The organism is Phenylobacterium sp., assembly GCF_036402295.1.
GTDB lineage: Bacteria > Pseudomonadota > Alphaproteobacteria > Caulobacterales > Caulobacteraceae > Phenylobacterium.
The window spans coordinates 1-13,401 of sequence record NZ_DASWTE010000218.1; the positions used below are offsets into that span (position 1 = coordinate 1).

11 protein-coding genes are annotated in these 13,401 nt (G+C 68.5%); 10 read left to right on the plus strand and 1 reads right to left on the minus strand.

What is annotated here, in order from left to right:
- Positions 1 to 84 precede the first annotated feature (84 nt).
- The 6 genes from VGD44_RS13445 (at position 85) to VGD44_RS13470 (ending at position 8,072) form a co-directional block, all read left to right on the plus strand.
- On the plus strand, positions 85 to 1,257 hold the full coding sequence (locus VGD44_RS13445) for an amidohydrolase family protein (protein WP_331087831.1): 1,173 nt from the start codon (positions 85 to 87) through the stop codon (positions 1,255 to 1,257).
- Between the two features lie 64 nt (positions 1,258 to 1,321).
- The gene (locus tag VGD44_RS13450; RefSeq protein WP_331087833.1) at positions 1,322 to 2,065 is read left to right on the plus strand and encodes a glucose 1-dehydrogenase; all 744 of its coding nucleotides are present in this window, start codon (positions 1,322 to 1,324) and stop codon (positions 2,063 to 2,065) included.
- Positions 2,065 to 3,141, plus strand: coding sequence for a phosphotransferase family protein (locus tag VGD44_RS13455; RefSeq protein ID WP_331087835.1), 1,077 nt, complete (start codon positions 2,065 to 2,067; stop codon positions 3,139 to 3,141). Before VGD44_RS13450 ends, VGD44_RS13455 begins: the two co-directional genes overlap by 1 nt.
- Positions 3,142 to 3,160: 19 nt before the next feature.
- A complete protein-coding gene (locus tag VGD44_RS13460) occupies positions 3,161 to 4,186 on the plus strand; it encodes an NADP-dependent oxidoreductase (protein ID WP_331087837.1) in 1,026 nt (341 codons plus the stop codon).
- 254 nt (positions 4,187 to 4,440) lie between these two features.
- Entirely contained in the window at positions 4,441 to 6,711 is a 2,271-nt protein-coding gene (locus VGD44_RS13465; protein ID WP_331087839.1) for a TonB-dependent receptor, read from the plus strand.
- Positions 6,712 to 6,761: 50 nt separating this feature from the next.
- Positions 6,762 to 8,072 (plus strand): MFS transporter, encoded by a 1,311-nt coding sequence (locus VGD44_RS13470; RefSeq protein ID WP_331087841.1) that lies wholly within the window; start codon positions 6,762 to 6,764, stop codon positions 8,070 to 8,072.
- A 10-nt stretch (positions 8,073 to 8,082) separates the two neighbouring features.
- Here the strand turns inward: VGD44_RS13470 and VGD44_RS13475 are convergent, their stop codons facing one another.
- Positions 8,083 to 8,862 carry a FadR/GntR family transcriptional regulator gene (locus VGD44_RS13475; protein ID WP_331087843.1) on the minus strand — a complete coding sequence of 260 codons (780 nt, stop codon included), beginning with the start codon at positions 8,860 to 8,862 and terminating at the stop codon, positions 8,083 to 8,085.
- 281 nt (positions 8,863 to 9,143) lie between these two features.
- Between VGD44_RS13475 and VGD44_RS13480 the strand changes: the two genes are divergently transcribed.
- From VGD44_RS13480 to VGD44_RS13495, 4 genes are read left to right on the plus strand one after another with little or no spacing between them, the layout of a single operon-like run.
- A complete protein-coding gene (locus VGD44_RS13480) occupies positions 9,144 to 10,457 on the plus strand; it encodes a CoA transferase (protein WP_331087845.1) in 1,314 nt (437 codons plus the stop codon).
- Between the two features lie 2 nt (positions 10,458 to 10,459).
- Positions 10,460 to 11,677, plus strand: a complete 1,218-nt coding sequence (locus tag VGD44_RS13485) for a CoA transferase (protein ID WP_331087847.1) — start codon at positions 10,460 to 10,462, stop codon at positions 11,675 to 11,677.
- Positions 11,674 to 12,876: a thiolase C-terminal domain-containing protein gene (locus VGD44_RS13490; RefSeq protein ID WP_331087849.1), complete on the plus strand. Its 1,203-nt coding sequence runs from the start codon at positions 11,674 to 11,676 to the stop codon at positions 12,874 to 12,876. Before VGD44_RS13485 ends, VGD44_RS13490 begins: the two co-directional genes overlap by 4 nt.
- Positions 12,876 to 13,283: a Zn-ribbon domain-containing OB-fold protein gene (locus tag VGD44_RS13495; protein ID WP_331087851.1), complete on the plus strand. Its 408-nt coding sequence runs from the start codon at positions 12,876 to 12,878 to the stop codon at positions 13,281 to 13,283. Before VGD44_RS13490 ends, VGD44_RS13495 begins: the two co-directional genes overlap by 1 nt.
- The last annotated feature ends 118 nt before the right edge of the window (positions 13,284 to 13,401 follow it).

Here is a 13,401-nt window from a genome sequence, read left to right on the forward strand (position 1 = left end):
GCTTGACGAATATGATAATCATCATCATGATCTATGCAGATGCAACAAGAGCCCCGCGGCAAAGCGGTGGTCGGAGGAAATGACGTGAACGCGATCGTCAAGGAATTCAAAGTCATCGACAGCGACACCCACGTCATCGAGCCGTATGACCTGTGGACCACGCGCATTTCGAAGAAGTACGCCGACAAGGTCCCGCAGGTGCGCTGGGACCCCAACATGAACGAGGACGCCTGGTTCTTTAACGGCGAGCGCACCGGCGCGGCCGCGGGCGCCGCCATGGCCGGCTGGCACGAATATCCGCCCAAGCGGCCGCAGAAGCTGGAGATGGTCGACCCGTCCCTCTACCAGAACACGGCTCGCCTGAAGAAGATGGACGAGTACGGCATCTACGCCCAGATCCTCTATCCCAACGTGGCGGGTTTCGGCGCCGGCCGCTTCCTGGGCCTGGGCGACCAGGAGCTGATGCTGCTCTGCGTGAAGGCTTACAACGACTGGCTGACCGAGTGGGCCAGCGCCGATCCCAAGCGCCTGATCGCCCAGTGCGCCCTGCCGTTCTGGGACCTGGACGCCACCGTTGTGGAGATGCAGCGCTGCGCCCAGATGGGCCACAAGGGCGTGATCTTCTGCGCCGAGCCCGAGACCTTCGGCCTGCCCAAGCTCACCGATCCCCACTGGGACCGGCTGTGGGCCGCCGCCCTGGAGCTCGGCCTGCCGATCAACTTCCACGTCGGCGCCGGGGACATGTGGTATTTCGACATGATGCATCCCTCGGTGAAGCCGCACGCGGCGTTCGCCTCGATGGGGGCCCTGTTCTCGCTGGACCTGGCGCAGACGATTGCGCAGCTCACCTGCGGCGGCATCTGCTACCGGTTCCCGAACCTGAACTTCGTGGTCGTCGAGAGCGGCGTGGGCTGGATCCCGTACCAGCTGGCCAGCCTGGACTACCAGTGGCTGAACTGCGGGGCGCACAAGGAGAACCCGGAGTACAAGCTGATGCCGTCGGAGTTCTTCAAGCGGCAGATCTACGGCTCGTTCTGGTTCGAGAAGAAGACCCTGAAGCCGACGATCGACATCATCGGCGCGGACAACATCCTCTACGAGACCGACTTCCCGCACCCGACCAGCATGAGCCCGGGCCCGGCGACGTCGGCGACCTATCCGGCCCTCTACATGGAAGAGGCGTTCGAAGGCGTCGACCGCAAGGACGTGGAGAAGATCGTCCACGGCAACGCGGCGAAGATCTACCACCTCGACTAGCCTTCCCAAGCCTGCCGGTCGGGCGGTCGCCCGGCCGGTCTCTTTCGCGAGGCGGAGGCCCGAGGTGAACGACTATTTCGACATGACCGGCAAGGTCGTCCTGGTGACGGGCGGCAGCCGGGGGTTGGGCCATGAGATGGTCAAGGCGTTCGCGGCCTGCGGCGCCGACGTGATCGTCGCCAGCCGTAAGCTGGAGCCCTGCGAGGCGGTGGCTGAGGAGGTTCGCGCGATGGGCCGCCGCGCCCTGCCGGTCGCCTGCCACGTCGGCCAGTGGGATGCGCTCCCCGCCCTGGTCGAGGCGGCCTACGACACTTTCGGCAAGGTCGACGTGCTGGTGAACAACGCCGGCATCGCACCCACAGCGCCGAAGTCATCGGAGGTCTCGGAAGAGCTCTTCGAGAAGACGGTGGGCGTGAACTTCAAGGGCCCGTTCCGGCTCTCGGCCCTGATCGGCGACCGCATGGTCCAGGCCGGCTCGGGCGCAATCATCAATGTCAGCAGCACCGCGGCGGTCCACCCCAGCGCGACCTATCCGGTCTATGCCGGCGCAAAGGCCGCGCTCAACATCATGACCCAGGCCCACGCCATGGAGTTCGGCCCGAAGGTGCGGGTCAACGCCATCATGTGCGGCCCGTTCTGGACCGACATCGCCAAGAGCTGGCGCGAGCAGGCTGACGCCAATTCGCCCGCCGCCGTGAAGCGGATCGGCCGGCCCGAGGAGATCGCCACCACGGCCCTCTACCTCGCCAGCGACAAGTCGAGCTTCACCACCGGCGCGGTGATCCGCCTCGACGGCTGCGTGCCCTGATGAGCCAGCCGGCGCGGAAATACCTGGGCCAGACGGTGGCGGTGAAGGAAGCCCATCGGATCGACGAGTCGCGTCTCGCGCAGTTCCTGGGCGACGTGGTCCCCGGCTACGAAGGCCCGCTGGAGGTGCGCCAGTTCGAGGGCGGGCAATCCAACCCGACCTACCTGCTCACAACCCCCGGCGCGAAGTACGTCCTGCGCCGCAAGCCGCCCGGCGTGCTGCTGAAGTCGGCGCACGCGGTCGATCGCGAGTTCCGGGTGATGAAGGCCCTGTTCGAGCGTGGCCTCCCGGTCCCCGAACCGCTGGCGCTGTGCGAGGACGACAGCGTGCTGGGCACGGCCTTCTACGTGATGCGCCACGTGCCCGGCCGGGTGTTCCTGATCAGCGCCATGCCGGACCTGACGCCGGCCGAGCGGGCGGCGGTGTACGACTCCGCCAACGCCACCCTGGCCGCCCTGCACAGCCTGGATCACGTGGCTGCGGGCCTCGAGGACTTCGGGCGCCCCGGCAATTATTTCGAGCGCCAGATCGGCCGCTGGAGCCAACAGTACGAAGCCTCCAAGACCGCGGACATCCCGGAGATGGAACGGCTCATGGCGTGGCTGCCGAAAGCCGCGCCGCCGGCCGCGGAAGCGCGGCTGATCCACGGGGACTATTCGTTCCACAACCTCTTGATCCATCCGACCGAACCGCGGGTCGTGGCGGTGCTGGACTGGGAACTCTCGACCACCGGCGATCCGCTGGGCGACCTGACCTACCACGCGTGCGAATGGTACCGGCCGGACGACGGCGACGCGCGCGGCAGCCTGATGGGCCTGGATCTCGCAGCGCTGGGCATCCCGGCGCTGGAAACCTACGTCGACCGCTACTGCGAGCGGGTGGGCCGTCCGCCGATCGGGAACCTGGGCTTCTACAAGGCCTACAACCTGTTCCGGGTGGCGGCGATCGTCCAGGGCATCGTCGGCCGCGCGCTGCAGGGCAACGCCGCGGCGGACGGGGCCGCCCAGCAGGCGGCCCGCGTCCGCCCCCTCGCCGAGGCCGCCTGGGGCTACGCCCGCGAGGCGGGCGCCGTCTGATCCGCCGAAGGGACATCCCATGACGCAAACGGTGCAACGCCAATGGCACGTCGCCGCCCGCCCGGTCGGCCGGCCGCTGGTCGACGGCGACTTCGAACTGGCGAAGGCGGAGGTTGCGAAACCAGCGCCCGGCGAGGTGCTGGTGCGCACTGCGTATCTCGGCTTCGATCCGGCGCAGAAGAGCTGGATGGAGAACGCCGCCAGCTACATGAACCCGGTCGAGATCGGCGGCGTGATGCCAGGCTCGGGGGCAGGGGTCGTGGTCGAGTCTCAGCACCCGGACTTCGCCCCGGGCGAGGCGGTGTTCGGTCACCTGGGCTGGCAGGAGCTGGCCACCGTCCCGGGAAAGCTGCTCTACAAGGCGCCGCCGGGCGTCCCGCTGGACGCCGTGCTCAGCGTGCTGGGCGGCACCGGCCGGACCGCCTACCTGGCCCTGATGAAGGTGGGCAAGCCGGTGGCGGGCGACACCCTGCTGATCTCGGGCGCCGCCGGGGCGACCGGCTCGCTGGTCGGCCAGATCGGCAAGATCGCCGGCTGCCGGGTGATCGGCATCGCCGGCGGCCCCGAGAAGTGCGCCTGGCTCACCGGCGAACTCGGGTTCGACGCGGCCATCGACTACAAAAACGAGAAGGTGCGCACGCGACTGCGCGAGCTGGCGCCGGGCGGCGTCGACATCTTCTTCGACAACATCGGCGGCGACCTGCTGAACGACGCCCTGGCGCGCCTGGCGCCGCGGGCCCGGGTGGTCATCTGCGGCGGCATCTCCCGCTACAACTTCGATCCGCGCAGCGAGGAGATGCCCGCGGGGCCGCGCAACTACTTCAACGTGGTCTTCACCGGGGCGACCATCCAGGGGTTCCTGATGCCCCAGTACGAGCGCGACTTTCCGGAGGCCGATGCGCGGTTGGCCGACTGGGTGCGGGCGGGCCGGATCAAGCCCAGGGCCGACGTCCTGGAAGGCTTCGAGAACGCGCCGGCCGCCCTGATGCGGCTGTTCGAAGGCCGCAACGTCGGCAAGCAGCTGCTCAAGGTGGGGGCCGCCTAGAAATTCCGGCGTTTTGCGAGATTCCGTTGCCGAGCGCTGCTTGACATTCGGATGATCATCATCATGATCATCCCTAATACGAACAAGAAACAAACGACCAGGGGAAGTGACGCCAGGGCTGCCCGCGCCACACGCGGGGCCGCGGATTCGTGCGCCTTGACGGCGGCGGTTCCCGGACCGAGGCGATCTACCTCCCCAGGGCCACAACGGCCGCCCGCTCGTCCGGGTCGGCGCAACGAGGGGGAGGAAGACGGATGCTGGATCGTGATGCGCACCGGAAGACGGGATTATTGCGTCAGGCCGGCCTGGGAGCGCTGCTCGCGGGCGCCGGGCTGATCGCGACGCCGGCGCTGGCTCAGAATGGCGGGGCCGCGGCGGACTCGTCGGCCGACGTCGTCTCGGAAGTCATCATCACCGCCACCCGCCGCGAGGAAAAGCTCAGCAAGGTGCCGATCGCGGTCACCGCCATCACCGGCGAACAGGCGAAGACCGAGCGCGTCACCAACTTCGTCGACATCCCCGCCATGGTGCCCGGGGCGACCTTCGTCTCGACCAAGGGCCAGAGCACGGCCAACCTGCAGGTGCGCGGCCAGACCACGACGAACGACTCGCCGCACCTGGAGCTGCCGGTCGCGATCTTCGCGGACGACATCTACTACGGGACGTTGGCCTCGTTCGACGCCGACTTCTTCGACATCCAGCAGATCGCCATCCTGCGCGGCCCGCAGGGCACCACCTTCGGCCGCAACGTGGTCGGCGGCGCGCTGCAGATCACCAGCAACAAGCCGACGCTCGGCGACGCGGTCTACGGCGAAGTGAACGCCACCGTCAGCACCTATGGCCGGCACGACCAGTCGGGCTTCGAGACCCAGGGCTTCGTGAACCTGCCGGTCAGCGGCAACGTCGCCGCGCGCCTGGCTTACAGCGTCAAGAACAACGACGGCTACATGTTCAACCGGGTGACCGGGCACAACGTCAGCGACCAGCAGAGCTATGCGATCCGCCCGACCTTGCTCTGGCAGGTGAACGACGACCTGCGGCTCACTGCGCTGCTGCAGTTCAACCACGAGAACATGTACGCCTCCGGCTACCAGTCGTTCGGCCAGGGCTCGCTGGTGAACAGCCTGGGCGGCATCCGCAAGCCGTGGGAGATCTCCCATGACGTGGACGGCCAGACCCGGCGCGACATCGTCGCCACCCAGCTGCGCGCCGACTGGGAGCAGCCGATCGGCACGATCACCTCGCTGACCAGCTACCGCACGCTGGACTCGTTCTACGAGGACGACGGCGACTCAAGCCCGCTGGCGCTGAACCGGCCGAGCATCAACCGCAGCAAGGAGTGGCAGTTCAGCCAGGAGCTGCGGCTCACCTCGCCCGCCGGCCAGAAGCTCGAGTACATCACCGGCCTCTACTACAGCTTCGAGAACCTGAAGAAGGCGATCACCTTCGGCTTCAACGGGACGATCCCGCAGTCGCGCTTGTCGATCTTCACGGCCGGCCAGCGGCAGGACGCGGTGGTCGTCGGCGACAACCACGTGCTCAGCGTCGCGCCCTATGCGGAGCTGAAGTACCACATCACCGACCAGCTCGCCCTGACGGCCGGCGGCCGCTACACCTACGAGCGGAAAAAGGGCTACACCAACCACACCGCCCGCACCTGGGCCTACGGCGCGCCCTTCGACGTCCAGTTCGAGAAGACCTGGAAGAAGTTCACGCCGCGCGCGATCCTCGAGTTCACGCCGATGGAGGGCGCGCTGATCTACGGGTCCGTCTCGACGGGCTTCAAGGGCGGCGGCTGGTCGCTGACTAGCACCACGCCGCTGGCCGCCGTGACCCCGCTGGAGCCCGAGAAGAGCACCAGCTACGAGCTCGGCACGAAGCTGCGCCTCTTCGACAACCGCCTCACGTTCAACCTCGCGGCCTATCGCGCCAAGACCAAGAACGTGCAGGTCCGCACCCTGCTGAACGGCGTGCTGAACGACACCAACGCGGGCGGCATCCTGGTGAAGGGCGTCGAGGTCGAGACGGTGGCCTCGCCGATCGAGAACCTGCAGATCGGGATCAACTACGCCTATACGGACGCCACCTACTCGTCCTTCCGCGGCTGCACCGCCGCCGGCCTCGACTGCTCGGGCAACCCGGTGCCGTTCACGCCCAAGAACGACCTGAAGATCTACATCAACTACGAGGTGGACCTGGGCGACATGGGCACGCTCAGCCTGCACGCCGACGACCAGTGGGCGAGCTCGTTCCAGGTCTCGGCGTTGCGCCAACAGCCGATCGGGGTGAAGCACACCGCGCGCAAGGACTTCATCAACCTGTCGGCGACCTACGCGCCGGTGGAAGGGGCGTGGCGGCTGCAGCTGTGGGCGCGCAACATCCTCAACCGCTGGAGCATGCCGGCGCCGGCCAACTATGGCTTCTACTTCCTGACGCCGCAGGAGAGCCCTGCGCTGGAAGTCGACCGCGGCGTGATCAATCCGCCGCGCCAGATCGGCATGACCTTCACCTACCGGTTCGAATAGTCTCGCTTCGGCCCGGCGGCTCCGCGCCGCCGGGTCTTGTCAGGTAGCCCATGGCCCAGGCCCAAGACCGCTCGAGCTTCCGCGCCAGCTACTACGGCCTGGCCATGCTGTTCCTCGTCGCCCTGTTCAACTACATCGACCGCTCGATCATCTCGATCTTGCAGGAGCCGCTGAAGGCCGACCTGGGGCTCTCCGACACCCAGCTGGGCGCCCTGACAGGGCTCTCCTTCGCGCTGATGTACACGACCATGGCCCTGCCGATCGCGCGGCTGGCCGACGTGTGGAACCGCAAGCGGCTGATCGCAGGCGCGCTGGCCATCTGGAGCACGGCCACCGCCGCCTGCGGGCTCGCCAACGGCTTCGGGACCCTGGTGGCGCTGCGGATGGGCGTGGCGTTCGGCGAGGCGGGCTGCGTGCCGGCCAGCCACTCCATGATCGCCGACTACTTCCCGCTCCGGCAGCGGGCGACGGCCCTGGCGCTCTGGGGCCTGTCGAACCCGTTCGGCACCATGCTAGGCTTTGCGGCCGGCGGCTGGATCACCCAGACGCTGGGCTGGCGCGAGGCCTTCCTGCTGTTCGGCATCGCCGGCGTCGCCTTGGCGCCCATCGTTCTGACCATGAAGGAGCCCAAGCGGGGGCGTTTCGACGACCACGCGGACTCGCGCGCGCAGGTTCCCCTGCGCGAGGCGCTGGCCACCCTATGGAAGCTCAAGGCGTTCCGCTTCCTGGCCGCCGGCGGCGCGGCTCACGCCTTCGTGGTCTTCGCCGCGCACAACTGGAACGCCCCCTTCTTCGGGCGCGTCCACGAGATGCCGATCGGGCAGGTGGCGCTGTACCTGGCCCTGGCGATCGGCCTCGGCGGCGGGACCGGCCAGTTCGTGGGCGGCTGGCTGGCCGACCGCCTCGGGCGCGGCGACCGGCGCTGGTACATGTGGCTGCCAGCCACGGCGTCGGTCCTGCTGATCCCGTTCTCGCTGGGGACTTATCTGATCGAGGACACCGCCGCGGCCATGGCCATGGGCGTCGTCCAAGCGGTGCTCCTCAACGTCTGGTTCGCCCCGATCGTGGCCACGGCTCAGATGCTGGTCGCCTCGCAGATGCGCGCCTTCACCTCGGCGATGCTGGTGCTGATCGTGAACATCCTGGGCCTCAGCCTGGGACCGCTGATGACCGGCATGCTCAGCGACGCCCTGCAGCCGACCTTTGGCGCGGAGTCGCTGCGCTATGCGATCCTGGCCAGCATGGGCATGAGCGTGGTGGCGGCCCTGTGCTTCTTCCGCTCCGGACAGCACCTGATGCGGGAACTCGAGGGCGCCGGCGGGGAGGCTGGGCCGAAGGTGGTCGAGGCGGCGCGGGCGTGATCCCGGCGCCTCAGCGCCACTGCACCTTCTCGCCCACCTTGAGCGGCCAGAACGACTTGAAGTCCTCCACCGCGTGGCGGATGTGGTCGCGCATGCGGTTGGCCGCGAGGTCGGCGTCCCCGGCGATGATCGCCTCGGCCACGTCGCGGTGGTCGTGAACGATCTGCTTCTCCAGCTCGCCCCGCTCCGCGCTGGTCAGGACCTGTTCGGCGACGATGAAGCCGATCGATCGAAGCGACAGCGTAAGGACGCGGTTGTCGGCCAGCTCGGCGACGATGTCGTGGAACTGCAGGCCCTCGCGCACGGCCCAGGCGTGATCCTCGTCGAGGAAGGGGCTCAGCGAGGCGCGCACCTTCTCCCGGTCCGGGTTCAACGCCGCCAGCCGCGCCATGAGGGGCTCGGACTCCACCCAGGCTTCCAGGAGTTCGTCGTAGTTGGCGCCGAGCATGTGCAGGTGCAGCGTCAGCGTGCGCGACAGGTTGCCCGGCAGCACGCGGCCGACGACGGTGCCGGCGCCGGGCCCCGGCCGGATCGCGATCAGGCCCTGGACTTCCAGCAGGCGCAGGGCCTCGCGCAGGGACGAGCGGCTGACGCGGTACTGCACCAACATCTCCGCCTCCAGCGGCAGGCGGTCGCCGGGCTGCATGTCCTGGCGCACGATGTCGCGGACGATCTCCAGCGCGACCACTTCGGAGGTCTTGAGCGTCCGACGCGTGAGTTCGTAGGAGACCGGGCGGACCGGGTCTGCCGCCTCGGCGGCCGGTCGGGCCCCTCTTCCACGTGCTTTCATGCGATCGACCTTCCCCTGACAGTCCTGCCGCGGACCGGAGCTACTGTGATTTGCTCGCAGCCTCATGTCGCGAATGCAACCCTTGGTCCGCCAGCTGGCGACAAGGATGTTTAGCCTCTTTTTATGATCATGATTTCGTTGACTCAAACAAGCGGCGGCTTTGTCGGGTCGACGGCGTTGACACGTTGATGCAGGAGTTCATAATGATGATTATAACAGACTGGCCACACGTGATGCTGGCCGCAGGGTAGGGAGAGCGCCTTCGGGCGCTGAGGACAATGATGCAGACCACAGCGGCGCGCGCTGAAGCTGCTGGACCTGGCCGGACGCCGGGCGTGCGGCAGGGGCCGCTGGCCGGCGTGCGCGTGGCGGACTTCTGCTGGATGGGCGTGGGCGCCTGCGCGACGCGGGTGCTGGCCGACTTCGGCGCCACGGTGATCCGCATCGAGGACCGTAACCGGCTGGACATGCCCCGACGCCTGCCGATCTACAAGGGCGAGGCGCGGACCTATGGCGAGGAAGACGCCAACCCGGACCCCAACAAGGGCGGCCTGTTCAACAACTACAATCGCAACAAGCTGGGCGTGACCATCAACATGCGCAGCCCCAAGGGCAAGGCGCTAGCCGACCGGCTGATCGCCTCGTCCAGCGTGGTGACCGAGAACTTCGCGCCGGGCGTGATGGAGCGCTGGGGCCTGACGTACGAGCGCCTGCGGGAGCTGTCGCCGTCGGTGATCTATGCGCGCATGAGCGGCTTCGGCCACACCGGCCCGCACGCCGAGCACCGCAGCTATGGCCCGATCGTCCAGGCGGTCTGCGGGCTGTCCTACATCAGCGGCCTGCCGAACGAGGAGCCCTCCGGGTGGGGGCTGTCGTACATGGACAACGAGGCGGCGTTCTTCAACGCCTCGGCCCTGCTCACCGCCATCTACCACCGCAACCTGACCGGCGAGGGCGCCGAGATCGACGTGTCGGCGGTGGAGGCGGGCATCAACCTGCTGGGCCCGATCCTGTTGGACGTGTCGGTGAACGGGCGCTCGACCCGGGACGGCAGCTTCCCGACCGGCAACCGCCTGGAGCATCCGGACGCGGCGCCGCACGGGGTCTATCCCTGCGTCGGCGACGATCGTTGGATCGCCATCGCGGTGTTCAACGACGCGGAGTGGCGGAGCCTGGTCTCGGTCATGGGCGGACCGGCCTGGGCCAGCGAGGATCGCTTCGCCAGCCAGGCGGCGCGGTTCGCCAACCAGGATGCGCTGGACGCCCTGGTCGGCGCCTGGACCGCGGGCAAGGACCGCTACGACCTGATGCACAGCCTGCAGGCCGCCGGCGTACCGGCCGGCGCGGTGCAGACCGCCGAGGACACCAACGACCACGACCCGCAGATCGCCGGCCGCGGCGTGTTCTTCGAGATGGACCACCCGGTGATCGGCGAGGCGCGGTTCGAGGGCACGCCGATCCAGTTCTCGCGGACCGTCCAGGAGAACTGGCGCTCGGGTCCGCTGCTCGGCGAGGACAACGCCCACGTCTTCAAGGGCCTGCTGGGCATGTCCGAGGACGAATACGAAGAACTGGCCGCCGAAGGAGCGATCTGAGCATGGCCCAGGCCCCCCATCCGCTCGCCGGGCTGAAGGTCGTCGAGGTCGCGCACGACATCGGCGGCGAGTTCGCCGGCCTCCTGCTCGCCCAGATGGGCGCCGAGGTGGTGAAACTGGAGCCGCCGGAAGGCTCGCCCACCCGCCAGGTCGGCCCGTTCGCCAAGGGTCAGGTCGACCCGAACGCCAGCTTGAACTTCTGGTACTACAACTCGAACAAGAAGAGCGTGACGGCGGACCTCGCGACGCCGGGCGGCATGGCCGTGCTGACGGATCGGCTGGCCGACGCCGACATCTTCATCTCCACCCTGCAACCGGCGGCGCTGACCGCTCTGGGCCTCGACCTGTACGCGCTCAGCGACACCCATCCGCGCCTGATCGTGGCGTCGATCACGCCGTTCGGCCTGACCGGGCCCTGGGCCGACTACAAGTCCTCCGACCTCGTAGCCCTGGCCGCGGGCGGGCCGCTGAACAGCTGTGGTTATGACGATCACTCGATCCCGCCGATCCGGCCGGGCGGCAATCAGGCCCACCACACGGTCACCAGCTTCGCCCAGATCGGCTTGATGCTGGCGCTGCTGGAGCGCCAGAACACCGGCCGCGGCCAGGTGCTGGACGTCTCCATGCACGAAGCCTGCGCGGTGAACGTCGAGCTGGCCAACCCCTACTGGTTCTATCCGCGGGTGCACGTGCATCGGCAGACCTGCCGCCACGCCCAGCCGTCGCCGACCCAATCGGCGCTCTTCCGCTGCGCCGACGGCCGCTATGTCTATTTCGCCCTGATCCTGTCCGAGCCCAAGGCGTGGAACGCGCTGGTGAACTGGATGGATTCGAAGGGCATGGCGGTCCAGCTGACGGACCCCGCGTTCTCGGACGTCGCCTACCGCCAGGAGCACTTCCACGAGGTGCAGGAGCTGGTGGAGTGCTTCTTCCTCATCCAGGACAGCCACGAGGCCTACCACGACGGCCAGGCGGCCGGCCTGCCGATCGGCGTGCTGAACGCGCCCGAGGACCTGTTCGACGACGAGCACCTGAAGGCGCGCGAGTTCTTCGTGGACGTGGCGCATGATGGGCTGGGCAAGGTCGCCTATCCCGGCGCCCTCTACCGCTTCTCGTCGTTCGGCGAGGTCCCGCGGACGGCGGCGCCGAAGCTGGGCGAACACACGGACGAGACGCTCGGAACGGGCGCCGCCAAGACCCCGGAGGAGGTCGCGCCATGATCGACGACGAACTGGCCTTCGCCGGCCGCGACAAGTGCGCGGTGGTGGGCATCGGGCAGACGGCGTTCAGCCGGGATTCGGGCCGCAGCGTGCTGTCGCTGGCCACCGAAGCGTCGCTGAAGGCGATCGCCGACGCCGGCCTGACGGTGGACGACATCGACGGCATCGTCCGCTGCGAGCAGGACACCGTGCGCCCCTACAGCCTGGCCGCCTCGCTGGGCGCGAAGAACCTGCACTACTGGGCCGACACCGGCCCGGGCGGCGTGGCGCCCTGCATGATGATGGGCCTCGCCATGGGCGCGGTGATGTCCGGCCAGGCGAAGGCTGTGCTGGCCTTCCGCTCGCTGAACGGCCGCTCGGAATCGCGGCTGGGCGGATCCGGCAACCACGCGGGCGCCCAGATCGTCGGCGGCTTCGGCAGCTACGATGAGTTCTTCGTCCCCTACGGCCTGCAGACCGCCGGCCAGACCTTCGCCCTGATGGCGCGCCGCCACATGCTGGAATACGGCACCACCGCCGAGCAGCTAGGCGCGGTGGCCCTGGCCTGCCGCGAACACGCCAACAAGACGCCCCACGCCCAGATGGCCGACCGGCCCATGAGCCTGGACGACTATCTCTCCGCACGGATGATCTCCTCGCCGCTCCGGCTGTTCGACTACTGCCTGGAGAGCGACGGCGCCTGCGCCGTGGTGATCACCAGCGCCGAGCGGGCGAAGGACCTGCCCAAGCCGCCGGTGCTGATCCGCGCCGTGGCCGGCGGCGCGCCGCGCGACCACCGGGCCGGCATGATGTTCCCGGCGATCACCCGCGACGACATCACCGAGCTGGGCGGCCGCCAGGCCGGCTCCGAGCTGTGGCGACGCGCGGGCGTCGGTCCGCACGAGATGGACATCGCCCAGATCTACGACTGCTTCACCATCAGCGTGATCCTGCAGCTCGAGGCCTACGGCTTCTGCGGCAAGGGCGAGGGCGGTCCGTTCGCGGCGTCCGGCGCGCTGCGGATGGGCGGCGAGCTGCCGATCAACACCGGCGGCGGCCATCTCTCCGAGGGCTACGTCCACGGCATGAACCACATCGTCCAGGCGGTGCGTCAGCTGCGCGGCGAGGCGGACATGCAGGTTCCCGACGCCGAGCTGTGCATGTGCACCGGCGGCCCGCTGCCGATCGGCTCCAGCGTCGTCTTCCGGAAGGCCGCGTGATGGGCGCGCATTCCATTCTGCCGTACGACCAGGACCGCGAAACGGCGGGCTTCTTCGCGGCCGCGGCCGAGGGGCGTCTCGTCTACCGCGCCTGTAACGACTGCAACCACGCCCTGCACCCGCCGACCGACCATTGCCCCCATTGCGGCGGCTGGAACACCGCCTGGCGGGACGCCAAGGGCACGGGAAGCCTGCACACCTGGACCACGGTGATGCACCAGATCCACCCGGACTATCCGGCCCCCTACACCCTGGTGGTGGTGGAGCTGGATGACGCGCCGGAGGTGCGCCTCATGGGCCGCCTGGACGGCGAGCCGGAGCTGGCGGCGGGCCAGCCGATGGAGGTGTGGTTCGAGCGCCTGGGCGAGGGGCCGACCCTTCCCCAGTGGAAGCCGGTCGGGAACTGAGGAGCACAGCGTGAGCCGCAAGCCGTCCTTCGGGATCACCACCTACAACTACGAGCCGCAGGACCTGCTGGCGCTGGCGACCCACGCCGAGCGGCTGGGATTCGAGGGCCTCTGGTTC

Bases quoted from the DNA above. Each gene is read 5' to 3' on its own strand.
- VGD44_RS13455 (WP_331087835.1), top strand. From the start codon at position 2,065: ATGAGCCAGCCGGCGCGGAAATACCTGGGCCAGACGGTGGCGGTGAAG.
- VGD44_RS13460 (WP_331087837.1), top strand. From the start codon at position 3,161: ATGACGCAAACGGTGCAACGCCAATGGCACGTCGCCGCCCGCCCGGTC.
- VGD44_RS13465 (WP_331087839.1), top strand. From the start codon at position 4,441: ATGCTGGATCGTGATGCGCACCGGAAGACGGGATTATTGCGTCAGGCC.
- VGD44_RS13470 (WP_331087841.1), top strand. From the start codon at position 6,762: ATGGCCCAGGCCCAAGACCGCTCGAGCTTCCGCGCCAGCTACTACGGC.
- VGD44_RS13475 (WP_331087843.1), bottom strand. From the start codon at position 8,862: ATGAAAGCACGTGGAAGAGGGGCCCGACCGGCCGCCGAGGCGGCAGAC.
- VGD44_RS13480 (WP_331087845.1), top strand. From the start codon at position 9,144: ATGCAGACCACAGCGGCGCGCGCTGAAGCTGCTGGACCTGGCCGGACG.
- VGD44_RS13485 (WP_331087847.1), top strand. From the start codon at position 10,460: ATGGCCCAGGCCCCCCATCCGCTCGCCGGGCTGAAGGTCGTCGAGGTC.
- VGD44_RS13490 (WP_331087849.1), top strand. From the start codon at position 11,674: ATGATCGACGACGAACTGGCCTTCGCCGGCCGCGACAAGTGCGCGGTG.
- VGD44_RS13495 (WP_331087851.1), top strand. From the start codon at position 12,876: ATGGGCGCGCATTCCATTCTGCCGTACGACCAGGACCGCGAAACGGCG.